The following is a 15,083-nucleotide window of genomic DNA, read 5'->3' on the forward strand; positions in this document are numbered from 1 at the left end:
TGCAGGATGACCTCGACGTTATAGCGCTTCTTCAGCCTCGCCACCGCGATCTCGACGTGCAGCTGCCCGGCGCCCGACAGGTGAAACTCCTTGGTCTCCTCGTCGCGCTCGAAATGGAGCGAGGGATCTTCCTCGATCAGCTTGTGGAGAGCGTTGGAGATCTTGTCCTCGTCGGCCTTCGCCTTCGCCTCGATCGCGAACGCGATCGCGGGTTCGGGGAAGGTGATCGACGGAAGCAGCAGGGGATTCTCCTTCGAGGAGAGGCTGTCCCCCGTGAACGTCTCCTTGAGCTTCGCGACCGCCCCGATGTCTCCGGCGTGGACCTCGGCGACCGTCAGGTGCTCCTTCCCCTGCGGCAGGAAGACGCCCGAGAACCGCTCCGGCAGCCCCTTGCCGGAGTTCCAGTACGTCCCGTCGGATTTGAACGTGCCGGAGAACACGCGGAAGTACGTGATCCGGCCCGAGAACGGGTCCGAGATCGTCTTGAAGACCTGCGCGAGCGGCGGCCCGTTCTCGTCGCCCTTGACCAGCGTGTCCTTGCCGTCCTTGTCCTTGGCCGCGATCGAGCTTCCGGCCGCCGACGGGAGGAGCGCGACGCAGGCGTCGAGGAGGCGGAGCACCCCGATCTCGAGCTGCGCCGAGACGCACATGACCGGGAACACCTTGCGCTCGACGATCTCCTCCTGGAGCCCCGGGAGGAGATCGGAGGCGTCGAGAGTGCCGTTGGCGAAGAACTTCTCCATCAGGTGGTCTTCCCCCTCGGCGACCATCTCGACGAGGTTCTTGTGCTCGTCGTCGGCGCGCTCGCGGTATTCCTCCGGGATCGCGCCGTCGAGCCGCTTCCCGTCCCTCAACATGTGCGATTCCATCCGGACGAGGTCGATCGTGCCGCGGAAGTCCTTCTCCGCGCCGACGGGGATCTGGAGCGCCAGCACGCCGCGGCCGAACTTCTTCTGGAGGTCGGCGACGCAGCGCTCGAGCGAAGCCCGTTCGCGGTCCATGCGGTTGACGACGAAGATGACCGGCTTCTTGAACTGCTCGGCGAACTTCCACGCCTTCTCGGTCTGGACCTCGATGCCGGCCACGGCGTCGACGACGATCATCACGGCGTCGGCGGCCGCGACGGCGCAGCGCGCCTCCGAGACGAAGATCCCGTACCCGGGCGCGTCGATGAAGTTGACGCGGGTGTCGCGGTGGATCGCGTGCGCCACGCCGAGGTTGATCGAGATCTTCCGGTCGATCTCCTCGGCGTCGAAATCGGTGACGCACGTGCCGGCGTCGATGTCGCCGGCCCGCGTCACGGCGCCGGCGCGGTGCAGCAGCGCGGATACCAGGGTCGTTTTTCCGACGGTGTTGTGGCCGAGGACGGCCACGTTGCGAATCTCGTTTGCGGAGAAGATCTTCATGGAACCTCCGTAGTGAGGCGAGGATTCTATCAATGGACGGCGTGGCGATGCACTCGAGCCCCGGCTCGGCGCGCCCCGGGTCCGGCGGACGAGACCGGGACCTCCGTCGGCTGAATCAGAAGGTCAGGCGCGCCGCGAGGCCGTTCCGGATCGGGACGATGTCGAGCGAGGTCTTCGTCGGCTCCCCGACCGCCTCCCGCTCGTGCTTGTGCACGATGTAGCGTCCGACGACGGTCCCGAAGACGGCGCCCGCGAAGACGTCGCTGGAGAAGTGCACGTGTTCGTTGACGCGGTCGAAGGCGACGAGGCTCGCGAGCGTGTACGCGGCCGTCGGAACGACCCATCCCTTCGAGCGCGCGGCGACGACGGAGGCGAGCGCGAAGGCCTGGGTCGCGTGGCCGGACGGGAACGAGGAATTGCTCGAGCCGAAGTCGAAGTCCGTCTTGCCTCCGGAGCGGTTCGGCCGTTCGCGTCCGAAGAGGCGCTTGATCACCGTGTTCTCGACGAGCGCGGTGAGGATGCTCGCCTCGAGCGCCTCGCGGCCCGTGTCGCGGACGGCGGGGCTGCGGAAAGCCAGGCCGAGCCCGATGGCGAGGACGGCCGCCTGCGTGCCATTTCCGCCGCCGAAACTCATCGTCGCGTCCGCGACGTGGTTCGTGAAGTCCGAACGATTGCGCTGCGCCGCCCGGTCGATGCTCCGGTCCGCCGCGAACAGGCCGCCGAGAACGAGCGTCACCCCGCCCGCCTTTTCCCAGTCCGACTTCGTCCAGTGGGCGGGGGCGATGACGAACCCGACGCTGTCGCTGAAATACCGCCCCGCCTCGTGCGCAACGGCGCGGATCGCCCGCTTGAGCGGGCCGGCGGGCGCCTCGACCTGCGGCGCGACTTCCTTGCCTCCCGTCTCGTCGGGAGCAGGGGGCACCTGCGCCGTCGCCCGATGTGCGCACGCGGCGAAGCACAGGGCGGCGGCCCAAACGCGAAGGCCCTTCCTCATCGCTCCAGACCTCATAGCACAAGCAGTGCCATGCGACCTGATACCATCGCCCCGTCCCGGGCCGCGCGAATTCAAGCGCAGGCGCGGGAAAAGAGTACGACGAGGAACACGGCGATGGCCCCGGTGACGACGAGAAGGAGTATCGCCGCGGCCGCGACCGCCCGAGGCGACGTTTTCGCCTTTTCCTCTTCTTCCTCCCCCCGTTCGGCCATGGCGCCGATCTTACGCCGGCGCCCCCGGTCCTCGAAGACGCCCCGCCCGTGCTGACCCCCATCGGCCACGTCGCGCAGATTTTCGAGCGGATCCCGTTCTGGGCGCTCCTCGTCTACGACCTCCTCGTCCTCGCGGTCATCGCGCTCGCGATCGTGCGGCGTCGCGGTTTCGCGAGCACGCTCGCCTGGATCTTCGCGATCATCGCTCTGCCGGGAGCGGGGGTCGTCGCCTATCTCCTCCTCGCCAACCCGCACGTCGCCCGCACGCGCCGGGCGAAGCGGCGCGCCACGCTGAAGGTCCGGCAGCGCCGCGGCCGGGGCGCGAGCGGTGCCGCAGGGGAAGGCCGGCTCACTCCGGCCGAGCGGTCCGTGCTGCGCCTCGCGGAACGCCTTTCCGACATCGCTCCCGAGGCCGGGAACCGCGTGTCGCTCGCGTCGAGCAACGAAGAGGCGTCGCTCCGCGTGACCGAAGGGATCGCGGCGGCCCGGCGGTCGATCTGGGCCGAGTACTACATGGTCAAGAACGACACGACGGGCCGGCAGTTCCTGGACCTCCTCGCGCGGCGTGCGCGCGAGGGCCTCGACGTTCGCTTCCTGTACGACGCCGTCGGGTCGTGGGGGATCGACGCGGGGGCGCTCGAAACGCTTCGGAAGGCCGGCGGGCACGTCGAAGTCTTCCTTCCCATCAACCCGCTCCGGCGCCGCTGGGCGGTTCATCTTCGCAACCACCGGAAGATCCTCGTCCTCGACGGCGCCGTGGCGATGACCGGCGGGATGAACATCGGAGACGAATACTCCGGGCATCGCGGACGCCGCGCGGTCCGGGCGTGGCGCGACACGCTCCTCGTCCTCGAAGGGCCCGCCGCCGGCGCGCTCGCGGAGGTCTTCGCCGAGGACTGGTCCTTCGCGACGGGGACGGAGGAGATCCTCGACGCCCCGCGCCAGGCGGAAGCGGAGAGCGGCGGCAGCCTGGTGTCGATCCTTCCGAGCGGACCCGACCAGGAGGCCAACGCGGCCCGGCTCGCGTACTTCGCGGGGATCACGTCGGCGGTCTCCCGCTGCTGGATCGCGAGCCCTTATTTCATTCCGGACGGCCCGACGAACCGGGCGCTCGTCACCGCGGCGCTGCGGGGCGTCGACGTCCGGATCCTCCTCCCCGAGAAGAACGACGTCACCCTCATGGGGCCCGCGGGCCGTTCCTACTACAACGCGCTCGTGAAGGCCGGCGCGCGAATTTTCGAGTACCGCCCCGCGATGCTCCATTCCAAGTCGATGTCGGTGGACGGCCGCTGGTGCCTGATCGGATCGGCCAACGTCGACGTCCGGAGCTTCTGGCTCAACTTCGAGATCAGCGCGCTCATCTTCGACACGAAGTTCGCCGCGGCCGTGGAGTCGCAGTTCGAGAGGGACCTCGCCCAGAGCCGGGAGATCACGCCGGAGATCCTTTCCGCGAGGGGGGTGTGGGCGGCGCTGGGGGAAGGCGTGGCGCGGTTGATGTCTCCTCTCTTGTAGGGCTGGCGCGGCGATCCTCCTTCGCTCTGGCGAGCTTCGGAGGATTGCCCGTGAGATCCGCCGTAGCCTTGGCGAAGGCGGACGCATCGAGCCGGCCGGGCGCGTGTCCGTCGCGGAGCGCGTGACGGCGGCGCGGCTCGGAGCCTCATCCGGCGGCCTGCGGCCGCCACCTTCTCCCGCCGGGAGAAGTCGCGTTGCGGCTCGCTTTGCTCGCGGCCCTGTGTGACTCGACGGCGACGCCGCCACCCCCTTCGCCGACGCTCGCGCTCCCGCATCCGGAGCTTTCGCCTCGGTGACTTCGGGCGAAAGCTTTCCGCGATGCGAAGGGCCCGGAGCATCTGGGTCACCAACCAATGCCAACTCGGCCGACCCGCATTCCGGCGGGCTCGCGCCTCGCCGCGCCCGAAGAACCCGAGGCGCGCCTGCTCTTCGAGCGTCGGTGGGGGGCCGCCGTCTCCCGCGTCCCGCTCCGTTTCGTATTTCAATTTCGGATTTCGGATTTCGGATTTCGGATTTCGAGTTTCGGATTTCGAGTTTCGCACTACGGCGTGGATTCCATCCACCGGATGCACTCTTCCAATGACGCCCGCATCTCGTCCGGCGGCGCGTGGCGGACGCGTCCGTGTCCCGGCAGCACCCACGAGAACGGCCATTCGCGCAGGCGCTTCATCGACTCGATCTGCTCTTTCCAGGAGTACCAGCAGGCGTCCCGGAATGCGGTGAGCCGGTTGCGCCGCGGCGACCAGGCGAGGTGGTCGCCGGTGAAGAGGTACGCGCCGCGGTAGGAGAGCACCGCGTGGCCGCGCGTGTGACCGGGCGTCGGGATCGCGACGAGGTCCGGCCCGATCGCGACCGGATCGACCCCGCTCCACGCCTCCTCGACCCCGATCCGCGCGCCGCCGTCGTCGGCCCGGAGCCAACGCCGGCAGCCGAACCGGTCGGCGAAACGCGCGTGGTCGGCGACGTCGTCGCGGTGGGTGAGGAAGAGCGTCGAGACGCCTCCCATCTCCTCGAGCGCGCGGACGAGCGGGGCGGCGAACCGCGGAGAATCGACGAGGACGTTGCCTCCCTCCGCGGCGGGCCGGCGGATCAGCCAGCTCCACGCGCCGAAGCTCGATTCCGACGTGAATCCGCAGAAATACACGTTTTCCGAGATCCGCTCGGGGAACGCCTCGATCCCGATCCGCCGCGGCCGCGAGCGCGGGGCGCCGATCGAGCCGGTCGGGCACGCGACGAGAGCCATCATCGCCCGCCGCTCCTCTTCCGGATCGCCGGGCTGACGCCGGACGCTCGAGGCCCCGCCGTGGTCGCGGAAGATCGCGGGCGCGATCTGCCGGCAGGCGTCGCAGTCGATGCAGGTCTCGTCGACGAAGAAATCGCCGGGGGCGTTCTGGGGAAGGCGCAGCGATTCGCGGGCCATGACCCGATCAACGCGGGAGCGGCGGCCTGAATTTCCGCGTCCCGGGAAAGCGCCGGCCTAAAGGAGATGCTCCCGGTCCGCGGCCGTCCGGTGCTCCGGTATCCCGGTCGTCTGCTTCTCCCATGCGCTCGTCTGCCAGTTCGCGGCGTGCCCCGGGTCCGACCATCCCGGGATCGGCATCATCAGGCGCGCTCCGAGCGCGTGGACGTACGGCTCGTACGCGCGCACGATCTTCCGAAGATTCTCCTCGGCGGCGTCGCGCGCGCAGAGCGGGACGCCCGCCGACCGGAGCTCCGTTCGGATCTGCGCGAGCGCCTCGGGAGGGAGCCGGTCGGGCGCGGCGGGATCGGGAGGGACGTGCAGGACCTGCGAGAGGTCGACGACCGCGTGGCGCGCGATCGCGTACGTCAGACGCCCCTGCCACGCGATGTCCCCCTCGGCGTGGGCGACGAGGAGCGCGCAGGTGTCGAGGATCGCCGTCAGCGCCGCGAGCCACGACTGATTGTCGTGCTGGGAGCGGTAATAGCAGAGCACGGGATACGAGAGGTGGCTTTCCATCAGCTCGGCCGTCCACGCCTCCCAGTCGCGCAGGAACGCCGCGAGCGAGCCGATGTGCTCGGGACGGCCGTATCGCGACAGGAGTTCCCGTGCGGTGGGGGGCGATCCCGCCCGCGCGTCGAGGAGCGAGATGTTCGTTTCGCGCCGCGAGAACGCCTGGTAGATGACCGGCAGGTACCCGATCATGAGCGCGAGGAACCCGAAGCCGACGCCGGCCTCGAACACGGTCACGACGCGCCCCGCCGTCGCGGAGGGCGTCACGTCGCCCAGCCCGAGCGTGAAGAACGTCGTTCCGCTCAAGTACAGGTCCACCCCGAAATCGCCGGAGACGCTCCGCGCGGCCGCGTGGAGCAGAGCGAATCCGAATACGAGGCCGAGCGCCCAGCAGCCGACGAGCATCAGGAGCGAGAGCGGTCCGAACGCCGACAGGAGGGCCTGGCGCGCCTTTCCCTGCGGCATCCGCCGCGCGACTGCCGCCCACGGCCTCCAAGTCGCCGCGTAGAAGAGGCGCGTCAGACGGAGCCGGCGGGTCACCCGGCGGGGGAGCACGATCGCTTCGAACGAGTCCCACAGGACGACGAGAACGACGATCGCGCCGGCGACGGCCTCGAACGGCTTCATTCGGGCGGCCCGCCTCCCTCCAGCGCCTCCGCGCCGGGAGAACCTCCGTCGCCGGTCGTCGTGCTCCCGCGATTCCGCGCCTTCACGGGCGCGATCTTACGACGAGGGAGGCTCGGAGCCCCGCAACCGCGCCGCCAGTTCGGCGAGGCCGTCGGCGAGAAAGCGCCGGAGCTCGTCTCCCGACGAGCGCTGCCGATCGAAGTCTTCGCGGGCTCGCCGCACGGTTTCCTCGACCTCGGCGGCCGCCCGGCGGCGGTTCTCTTCGCCCTCGTCCCGGAGCGCCCGCAGCCGCTCTTCGAGCTCGAGGAGCGAGCGCTTTCCCGCCTCGCGGTCGGAAGCGGCGTGCGCGCTCTGTTCGTCGACCAGCCGCTCGAGGCGCGCGAGCCGCGATTCCTGATCGACGACGAGCTGGCTGAATTTCTCCTCGGTCTCCTGGATGCGGAACCCGAGCCTTTCGATGGCCGCCGCCGTCGAGAGCGTTTCGCGGCTGACCTGCGCGACGAGCTCCATCTCGCGGCCGGAGCCCTCGGCGAGAGACTGCCGCACCTCCGTGACCGATTTCCGCAGATCGGCGATCTGTCCCTCGGACGCGAGACGGACGTTCGCCCAGTCCGTGCGCAGGAGGTCGACGTCCTTCGCCCATCCCCGCGCACGCTCGACGGTCCCGAGCCGCGCGTCGAGCGACGAGAGCTGCGCCGCGGTTCCTTCGTGAGAGGCGAGGCCCGTTTCGACGCCCGCGATCCTCTCTTCGAGCGTCGCCAGGGCGGCGAGCTTCTCTTCGGCGGCCGAAAGGCGGTCGCCCCACGTCGAAGCGACGGCGAGCTGGATCATCCGGTCGAGCCTCTCCGCGGCGGCGTCCGAAGCGGACGACGAGCCGCCCGGGGCGGCCGGCTCCGCGGGAACGCGCTCGGGGGCCCCCGCCGCCTCCTCGGCCGGCGGCGCGGATTCCACCGCTTCAGCGGACACGGCCGCGTCGCGAACGGGGAACGTCATCGGCGCCGTGATCTCGGTCTCCGGTACGGCGAGCGGTTCGGGCGTTGCGAAGGCGGCCGGGCTCGCGCGGTCCGCCGACACCGGAAATTCCATCGGCGCGGGCGCCCCCGCCGGCCGCCGCTCGAAGAACGCGGGGTTCGTGTCCTCGGTGACCCCGGCAGGTTCCGGCGAGGGGGGGAACGTTTCGAACACGACGGCGTCGTCGCGGGCGCGCTCCGGCGCGGCCGGAGCGGCGGCTTCCTCCTCGTCGAAGGCGAAAGGCGGCGCGGGGGATGGGGGCGGCTCCGAGACCGTCACCGCCGCGGGCACCGCGACCGGCCGGACGAGCGTGGGTATGGCCCGCGTGATGCCGGCGTCTTCCGGCTCGGGGAAAGCGAGAGGCTCCGGGCCGGCGGAGCGATGCGTCGGAGCCCCGGGCTCGGGCGCGAGAGCGCTCTTGCCGTGCACGATCGAGCTCTTCCAGGCGGAGAGATTCTCGGTCTCCGTCGGCGCCGGGCGCGCGGCTTTCGGCGTCCCCTTTTTCTGGAGCCGGCGCAAAATGTCGACGAACGTCAGCTTCGAGATGAGCTTGAACGTCTCGACGACGCCCTTGCCTTCCGAGGCCACGGCCTCGATGAAGGGAAAGCCGGCGAGGCCGAGCCCCTCCTGCAGCGCGTCGATCGCGAGCACGTCGGGGAGGTCGCGCTTGTTGAACTGCACCGCAAACGGGATCGTGGCCGGGTCGATCCCCTCTTCCTTCAGGTTGTCCCGGAGGTTCTGGAGGCTCTCGAGATTCTTCGGCAGCTGCGACCACCGCGAATCGACCACGAGGACGATCCCGTCGGCGCCGCGCAGGACCACGCGGCGGGTTTCGTTGTAAGGGCTCTGGCCCGGTACCGTCGCGACCTGAAAGCGGATCCGGTACCCCTTGAGGTCTCCGAGCTCGACCGGAAGGAGGTCGAAGAAGATCGTGCGGTCGGCGGTCGCCGCGAGCGTCAGGAGGTTTCCGACGGAGGAGGGCTCGAGGCGCCGATGGAGGAACTGGAGATTCGTGGTCTTTCCGCCGAAACCGGGACCGTAGTACACGATCTTCGCGGTCAGCTCTTTCGAGGCGGCGTTGTAGACGACCATGGACTTGGGGCGAATGATAACACCGCCTTTTTTTGGCTGGCGCGGCGATGCATCGAGCCGGACGGGCGCGTGCCGGGCCACGCCGCCCTCGCCGTACGCTTCCGGTACGACTCGGGACGCCGCGGCCGGCCCGCATCCCGTCGGGCTCGCGCCTCGCCGCGCCTCAATGTCGCATGACTGACGACCAGGCGGGCGATCCATGCCAGATTTCCGCAAGCGGCAGCCTCGTGTCGACGGTTTGGTAGGCTCCCCGCGTGGCCGACGTGACGACCCTCCGCGTGTGCGACGTGCCGATCGTCGGGCGGTCGGTCGCGGGCCAGGAGTCGTTCTACCGGCTTCCCACGCTCCGCTCGGCGCTCGAGATCGGACGGTGCCCGAACTCGCGCGTGGCCGTGCCGAACGTCTTCGTGACGCACGCGCACCTCGACCACGCGGCCGGAATCGCGTCCTACGCCTCGCAGCGCACGCTGCAAGGGCTCGAGGAGGGGAACGTGTACCTCCCGGCGGAAACGACGGAGGCGTTCGAGAAGATCCTCTCTCTTCACGTGAAGCTCGAAGGCTTCGAGGGATACTCGGCGCGGATCCACGGCGTCCATCCGGGCGACCGGATCTCGCTCCGCCACGACCTCGACGTGGACGTCATTGCCGGGAGCCACCGCGTGCCGTGCGCCGGATACGTGTTCTGCGAGCTGCGCCGGAAGCTCCGGCCGGATCTGGCGGGGAAGCCCGGGGAGGAGATCGCGCGCATGCGAGAGAGCGGCATCGAGGTCACGGAGGCGGTGCGGACGCCCCTCCTCTGCTATCCGGGCGACTGCGACGCCGGGATTTTCGAGGCGGCGCCCGAGATCTTCCGCGCGCGCATCCTGCTCCTCGAGTGCACGTTCATTCGTCCCGGCGAAGAGGAAAAGGCCGCGCGGTACCGGCACCTGCATCTCTCCGACATCGCCGCGAGGGAGCGCGACTTCGAAAACGAGGCGATCGTGCTCACGCATTTCTCCGCGAAGTACGCGAGGGAGGAGATCGAGGAGCGGGTGCGGACGCTGCCGGCGGGGTTGAGGGAGAGGGTGCACGTATTCGTGTGAAGGGAGCGGACACAACGCTCCAGAAGCAAGACACGAGGCCCAGGCCGGGTAGCCTTTCCTGGTCGAAGCGATCGCGAGGCACTGCCGAGATGCGGCGAGGCGCGAGCCCGGCGGGATGGGGGCGCCCGAGCCCGCGGCCGCGGCGTACCGGCGGCGTACGTTAAGGCCGCGGGTCGTGGCGCACGCGCCCGCCCGGCTCGATGCATCGCCGCAGCCGTTACATAGCTACGGCTCTTTCGATTTCTTCTCCCGCGCCGCCCAGGCTCCCAGATGCTGCCGCCACTGATACACGGACGCCTTCGGCATCAGGAATTCGGCGACGTTTCCCTCCGAGTCGGCGAGCGTCAAGACCTCCGCGCGGAGCAGGCGGCGGCCGGTCGTCGTCATCCGGCTGCCGGAGCTGATGCGGCGGATCCGGGAAAGCGGGAGCGAGAGAGGGCGCTCGTGCCGGCTTTCGAACACGATCGCGTCCCCTTCGAGGCCGAGGACGCCGGGCACGCGCCGGAATCGCCCCGTGCAGAGGTCGGCCGGCGTCAGGAGCGATGGCTTCGGGCCGGCGCGCGCGAGGATCTGCGCGGCGAGGCGGTCGCGGCTCCGGCGGATCAGGAGCGGGGGCGCGATCGCGCCGATCGCCGTGAGCGCTGCCATCGCGAGCAGGAGCGACATTCAAAAAATGTATCATCGCCGGCGGGCCGTGCCCGGCGCTCGACGCGTCTGCGGCCCCCAGGAGGGCTGCCTTGAGCTTCGATCTGACCGACGAGGAGCGCGCGATCCGGGAGACCGTCCGGGACTTCGCCGAGACGGAGATCCGGCCCCACGTCATGGAATGGGACGAGGCGCAGGCCTTCCCGCGCTCTCTCTTCGGCAAGCTCGGCGGGCTCGGCTTCCTCGGCTGCTTCGTGCCGGAGTCCCACGGCGGGGCCGCCCTGACGGTGTCGCAGTACATCGGCCTGATCGAGGAGCTCGCGCGCGTCGACGGGTCGATCTCGCTCTCGGTCGCGGCGCACAACTCGCTGTGCACGAATCATCTCGTGATGTTCGGCTCGGAGGGGCAGAAGAAGGCGTATCTGCCGAAGCTCGCCTCGGGGGAATGGATCGGCGCCTGGGGCCTGACCGAGCCGGGCTCCGGATCCGACGCCGGCGGAATGCAGACGACGGCGCGGAGGGACGGCGCGGGATGGGTCTTGAACGGCCAGAAGACCTTCATCACGCACGGTTCGGTCGGCCAGATCGCCGTGATCATGGCGCTCACCGACCGCTCGAAGGGGAAAAACGGCATCTCGGCGTTCGTGGTCCCGATGGATACGCCCGGCATCCGCTCCGGCAAGAAGGAGAACAAGCTCGGGATGCGGGCCTCCGACACGTCGACGATCCTCCTCGAGGAGTGCCGCGTGCCCCTCGAGGCGCTGATCGGGGAGGAGGAGGACGGTTTCAAGCAGGCGCTCCGGATCCTCGACGGCGGCCGGATCGGCATCGCCGCGCTCGCGGTGGGCATGGCCCGCGGGGCGTTCGAGGCGGCCGTTGCCTACGCGCAGGAGCGGCGGCAGTTCGGGCGCCCGCTCGCCGATTTCGAGGCGATCCAGTTCTACCTCGCCGAGATGGCGACCGACATCGACGCGGGAAGCCTCCTGACCCGCCGCGCGGCGGCCGCGCGCGACGCGGGGGAGAAGGTCACGAAGCTCTCCGCGATGGCGAAGTACTTCGCGGGAGAGATGTGCGTGCGCGTGGCCGACCGGGCCCTCGAGATCCATGGCGGGTACGGGTTCGTGAAGGACTACCCGGTCGAGAAGTTCTACCGCGACGTCAAGCTCTGCACGATCGGCGAGGGCACGACGGAGATCCAGAAGCTCGTCATCGCCCGCCAGATCCTGAGCGAGTTTTGACGGACGCGCCCGGCGCGCGCAGCGCCCCCGATCCATACCAAAGCCTCGCCCGGGGGGTCCTCGCCGGAGACCAACGCGCGATCGGACGCGCGATCTCCCGCGTCGAGCGGGGCGCCGGACTCGAGGACCTCGTTCGGGAGATCTTTCCCTCGACCGGCCGGGCGCGCGTCATCGGCGTGACCGGTCCGCCGGGCGCCGGGAAATCGACGCTCGTCACGCGGCTCGCGCGGGCCTTCCGCGACTCGGGCTCCCGCGTCGGGATCGTGGCGATCGATCCTTCGTCGCCCTTCTCCGGAGGCGCGATCCTCGGCGACCGCATCCGGATGAGCGAGCTCGACTCCGACCCCGGGGTCTTCATCCGCTCGATGGCGACCCGCGGAGCCATGGGAGGCCTCTCGCGCGCGACCAACGACGCCGTGGACGTCCTCGACGCGGCGGGGTTCGAGATCGTCGTCATCGAGACGGTGGGCGTCGGGCAGGATGAGGTCGACGTCGTCCGCGCGGCCGATTCGGTCGTCGTCGTCGTGCCCCCCGGGCTGGGCGACGACATTCAGGCGCTGAAGGCGGGCATCCTCGAGATCGCGGACCTGTTCGTCGTCAACAAGGCGGACCGCGAAGGCGCCGACCGGGCCGCCGCGGAGCTCAAGATGAATCTCGATTTCTCGGCGCCGCAGGGGTGGCGCGCCCCGATCCTCCAGACGGTCGCGACCCGCAACGAGGGGACCGGCGCGGTCGTGGAGCAGCTGGAGGCCCATCGCCGATGGCTCGCCGCGTCGGGAGAGGCGCGCCAACGGCGGCTGCGCCGCTCGCGCGCGCGGCTGCGCGCGCTGCTGGAAGCGCGATTCTTCCGCGCGGTCGAGAACGACGCCCACAATCCGCGGGGGCTCGAGGATTTCGTGGCCCGCTTGACCGACCGATCGGTCGACCCCTATTCTGCCACCGAGGAGCTCTTTCGGAGGATCGCCGGCCCGTGATCAAGAAGCTCGAGCACATCGGCATCGCGGTCCGCTCGCTCGACGAGGCGCTGCCGGTCTGGCGCGCCCTCGGGCTCGAGGAAGCGGGACGAGAGGAAGTCGCGGGACAGAAGGTGCGCACCGCGTTCCTTCCCGCCGGCGAGCCTTCGATCGAGCTCATGGAGCCGACGGCCGACGACTCGCCGATCGCCGGCTTCCTCGCCCGCCGGGGCCCGGGGATTCATCATCTCTGCTTCGCGGTCGACGACATCGAGAAGATGCTGGACGAGCTGGCGCGCGCGGGCTATCGCCTCGTCCATCGCGCTCCCGTTCCCGGAGCGCGGGGAAAGAAAGTCGCGTTCCTCCATCCGGAGGCGGGGCACGGCGTGCTGATCGAGCTGTCCCAGGAGGACGAGCCGTGAGGAACGACGCCTACGTCGTCATCTACCTCCATTCGCCCCGCGAGAGGTGGTGGGGGATGCTGCGTTCCGTCACGCCCGCGGGAGCGACGATTCGCGGCCTTTCGCTCGATTCGTTCGAGCCCTGGGCGCGCTCGGTCGCCCGCCGCGAAGACGCGGGGATCGCGCCGACGACCGTGTTCTTCCCGATTCAGCGGATCGAGCGGATCGACGAGGACGAATCGACGCTCTCGTTCGCGTCGCACGCGGACCGTTTCCGCGAGTGGACGGGCGAGGACGTGAAGCTGCATCTGGTGCCCGAAATCGGCGAAACGCAATAGGGGGCGCGGCGATACATCGAGCGAATACGGGACGATCCCGTCCCGCCGCCGGCCTTAACGTACGCTCCGGTACGCCGCGGCCGGCGGCGGGCCACGATCGCCCGTCTCGCTCGCGTCTGTCCGCGCCCCGAGCGCCTTCAGCCTGACGCTTCTCAGTTGAGATAGCTCAAGGCGCGGTGAGGCGCGAGCCCGCCGGGATGCGGACGGGCCGGGCGCAGCGATCGACCATCGACAACGTCGAGGCGCGGCCAGAGGGGTTGAAAGACCCGCCCGGGGCATCCGTCCGTCGGGCGCGGCGTACCGGGGCGTACGTCAAGCCCGGGGGCGGGTGACACGGACGCGTATAGCGACCCGTATGGTCCGCGCCTGCTTACTTAAAATATGACGTTCTGGACGAAATATTCGGACGCTGTCATCCGCCCTTCCGTGAGGGCCTTGATGTTCTCCGCGGTCATCCGGAACCGGCCTCCGTCGCTCCCCGTCGACGAGACGATCTCGACCTCGAGCGCGGGCGCCTTTCCGATGGACGTCAGGTCCTGCGCGAGCCGGGCGGCGGCCGAGATCCCGCGGAAGACCCCATCCTCGTGGTCCGCGATCAGCACGACCTTCGGGCCGATCTCGAGCTTGTACTGCGTGACGCCCGCGCCTTCGAGGATCCGGATCGCCTCGCGGATGATCAGCGGGTCCGAGATCTCCTGGGGGGCCGGCTTGGGCGCGGCGGTCTTCGCCGCCGAGCGCGGCGCCTGCGGCTGCGCTTCGTGCTGCCGGATGTAGCGGCTGAGGTTCTGGCGATCCGTCGACGTCGTCTTCGGCGTTTCGAGCACCTTCGCGTCGGGAGTGTCGAGCACGAGGACGTTCCCGACGTTCTCCTTGTTGTACTTCTCCGTCGCGGCGACGTCGACCTGCGCCAGCGGCACCTGGGCGACGTTCCCGTTCTCGAGCGTGAAGACCGCGAAGTCCTTCCGGACGGCGTATTTTTCCTTCCCGAACAGCTTGCTGCCGTCCTTCAGGACGACGACGTACGCGGCCGCCGGCCGCGCGGCGAGGAGCGCTGCGAAGAGCGCGGCGGCGATCCCGAATCCTCGTTTCATGGTTCCCTCTCCGTGAATTGCAGTTGGATATAGTAGCACCGATGCTCATCGTCATGGATTCGCGCGCGGATGCCGATGCCGTCCGCCGCGTCATCGAGGCGGTCGAGCAGATGGGCCTCAAGGCGACGCCGATCCCGGGGGCGCAGCGCGTCGCGATCGGGATCACCGGCAACCGCGGCACCGTCGATCCGACCGGGCTCGAGAACCTGCCGGGCGTCCTCGAGATCATCCCGGTCTCGGCGCCCTACAAGCTCGTCTCCCGGGAGACCAAGAGCGAGCGGAGCGTCGTGACGATCGGCGGCGTCGAGATCGGAGGGGACCGTCTCGTGGTCGGCGCCGGCCCGTGCGCCGTCGAATCGGAGGAACAGACGCTCGAGATCGCGCGCTGCGTCAAGGCCGCCGGAGCGGTCCTCTTCCGCGGGGGAGCCTACAAGCCGCGCACTTCGCCCTATTCTTTCCAGGGGCTCGGCCTCGCGGGGCTGAAGATTCTCGCGAAAGCGCGCGCCGAA

General features: G+C 69.7%; 15 protein-coding genes. 7 read left to right on the forward strand and 8 right to left on the reverse strand.

The window, feature by feature from the left end; translation table 11 throughout:
• The 3 genes from VKH46_04245 to VKH46_04255 form a co-directional block, all read right to left on the reverse strand.
• On the reverse strand, nt 1-1,406 hold a 1,406-nt coding region (locus VKH46_04245; GenBank protein ID HKB70029.1), incomplete at its 3' end, for a GTP-binding protein.
• A gap of 115 nt (nt 1,407-1,521) precedes the next feature.
• Nucleotides 1,522-2,400 carry a phosphatase PAP2 family protein gene (locus tag VKH46_04250; protein ID HKB70030.1) on the reverse strand — a complete coding sequence of 293 codons (879 nt, stop codon included), beginning with the start codon at nt 2,398-2,400 and terminating at the stop codon, nt 1,522-1,524.
• Between the two features lie 71 nt (nt 2,401-2,471).
• Complete coding sequence (locus VKH46_04255) at nt 2,472-2,612, reverse strand: hypothetical protein (protein ID HKB70031.1); 141 nt, start codon at nt 2,610-2,612, stop codon at nt 2,472-2,474.
• Between the two features lie 48 nt (nt 2,613-2,660).
• Between VKH46_04255 and cls the strand changes: the two genes are divergently transcribed.
• Entirely contained in the window at nt 2,661-4,124 is a 1,464-nt protein-coding gene (cls, locus tag VKH46_04260) for a cardiolipin synthase (protein ID HKB70032.1), read from the forward strand.
• A gap of 541 nt (nt 4,125-4,665) precedes the next feature.
• On the opposite strand, the gene VKH46_04265 is transcribed toward cls, so the two are convergent.
• From VKH46_04265 to VKH46_04275, 3 genes are all read right to left on the reverse strand, one after another.
• Nucleotides 4,666-5,544, reverse strand: coding sequence for an MBL fold metallo-hydrolase (locus tag VKH46_04265; GenBank protein ID HKB70033.1), 879 nt, complete (start codon nt 5,542-5,544; stop codon nt 4,666-4,668).
• A gap of 57 nt (nt 5,545-5,601) precedes the next feature.
• Entirely contained in the window at nt 5,602-6,723 is a 1,122-nt protein-coding gene (locus VKH46_04270) for a potassium channel family protein (GenBank protein HKB70034.1), read from the reverse strand.
• 96 nt (nt 6,724-6,819) lie between these two features.
• A complete protein-coding gene (locus VKH46_04275; GenBank protein HKB70035.1) occupies nt 6,820-8,826 on the reverse strand; it encodes a hypothetical protein in 2,007 nt (668 codons plus the stop codon).
• Between the two features lie 254 nt (nt 8,827-9,080).
• On the opposite strand from VKH46_04275, the gene VKH46_04280 reads away from it, so the two are divergent.
• The gene (locus VKH46_04280; GenBank protein HKB70036.1) at nt 9,081-9,908 is read left to right on the forward strand and encodes an MBL fold metallo-hydrolase; all 828 of its coding nucleotides are present in this window, start codon (nt 9,081-9,083) and stop codon (nt 9,906-9,908) included.
• Nucleotides 9,909-10,133: 225 nt separating this feature from the next.
• On the opposite strand, the gene VKH46_04285 is transcribed toward VKH46_04280, so the two are convergent.
• Nucleotides 10,134-10,574, reverse strand: coding sequence for a hypothetical protein (locus tag VKH46_04285; protein HKB70037.1), 441 nt, complete (start codon nt 10,572-10,574; stop codon nt 10,134-10,136).
• A gap of 71 nt (nt 10,575-10,645) precedes the next feature.
• Between VKH46_04285 and VKH46_04290 the strand changes: the two genes are divergently transcribed.
• The 4 genes from VKH46_04290 to VKH46_04305 are packed head-to-tail and all read left to right on the forward strand — an operon-like array spanning nt 10,646 to nt 13,483.
• A complete protein-coding gene (locus VKH46_04290; GenBank protein HKB70038.1) occupies nt 10,646-11,791 on the forward strand; it encodes an acyl-CoA dehydrogenase family protein in 1,146 nt (381 codons plus the stop codon).
• The gene (gene meaB / locus VKH46_04295; protein ID HKB70039.1) at nt 11,788-12,765 is read left to right on the forward strand and encodes a methylmalonyl Co-A mutase-associated GTPase MeaB; all 978 of its coding nucleotides are present in this window, start codon (nt 11,788-11,790) and stop codon (nt 12,763-12,765) included. The genes VKH46_04290 and meaB overlap by 4 nt, the downstream gene beginning before the upstream one ends.
• The gene (gene mce / locus VKH46_04300) at nt 12,762-13,166 is read left to right on the forward strand and encodes a methylmalonyl-CoA epimerase (GenBank protein ID HKB70040.1); all 405 of its coding nucleotides are present in this window, start codon (nt 12,762-12,764) and stop codon (nt 13,164-13,166) included. Before meaB ends, mce begins: the two co-directional genes overlap by 4 nt.
• Nucleotides 13,163-13,483: a hypothetical protein gene (locus tag VKH46_04305; protein ID HKB70041.1), complete on the forward strand. Its 321-nt coding sequence runs from the start codon at nt 13,163-13,165 to the stop codon at nt 13,481-13,483. The genes mce and VKH46_04305 overlap by 4 nt, the downstream gene beginning before the upstream one ends.
• Nucleotides 13,484-13,857: 374 nt before the next feature.
• Here VKH46_04305 and VKH46_04310 read toward each other — a convergent pair whose 3' ends face one another.
• Complete coding sequence (locus VKH46_04310) at nt 13,858-14,574, reverse strand: hypothetical protein (GenBank protein HKB70042.1); 717 nt, start codon at nt 14,572-14,574, stop codon at nt 13,858-13,860.
• A 41-nt stretch (nt 14,575-14,615) separates the two neighbouring features.
• Between VKH46_04310 and VKH46_04315 the strand changes: the two genes are divergently transcribed.
• The coding region (locus VKH46_04315) for a 3-deoxy-7-phosphoheptulonate synthase (GenBank protein HKB70043.1) at nt 14,616-15,083 on the forward strand (468 nt) is incomplete at its 3' end.

This window comes from Thermoanaerobaculia bacterium, from assembly GCA_035260525.1.
GTDB lineage: Bacteria > Acidobacteriota > Thermoanaerobaculia > UBA5066 > DATFVB01 > DATFVB01.

Excerpts from the sequence above, each read along its gene's own strand:
- VKH46_04270 (HKB70034.1), bottom strand. The coding sequence starts at position 6,723 with ATGAAGCCGTTCGAGGCCGTCGCCGGCGCGATCGTCGTTCTCGTCGTC.
- VKH46_04285 (HKB70037.1), bottom strand. The coding sequence starts at position 10,574 with ATGTCGCTCCTGCTCGCGATGGCAGCGCTCACGGCGATCGGCGCGATC.
- VKH46_04255 (HKB70031.1), bottom strand. The coding sequence starts at position 2,612 with ATGGCCGAACGGGGGGAGGAAGAAGAGGAAAAGGCGAAAACGTCGCCT.
- VKH46_04275 (HKB70035.1), bottom strand. The coding sequence starts at position 8,826 with ATGGTCGTCTACAACGCCGCCTCGAAAGAGCTGACCGCGAAGATCGTG.
- VKH46_04265 (HKB70033.1), bottom strand. The coding sequence starts at position 5,544 with ATGGCCCGCGAATCGCTGCGCCTTCCCCAGAACGCCCCCGGCGATTTC.
- VKH46_04310 (HKB70042.1), bottom strand. The coding sequence starts at position 14,574 with ATGAAACGAGGATTCGGGATCGCCGCCGCGCTCTTCGCAGCGCTCCTC.
- VKH46_04250 (HKB70030.1), bottom strand. The coding sequence starts at position 2,400 with ATGAGGAAGGGCCTTCGCGTTTGGGCCGCCGCCCTGTGCTTCGCCGCG.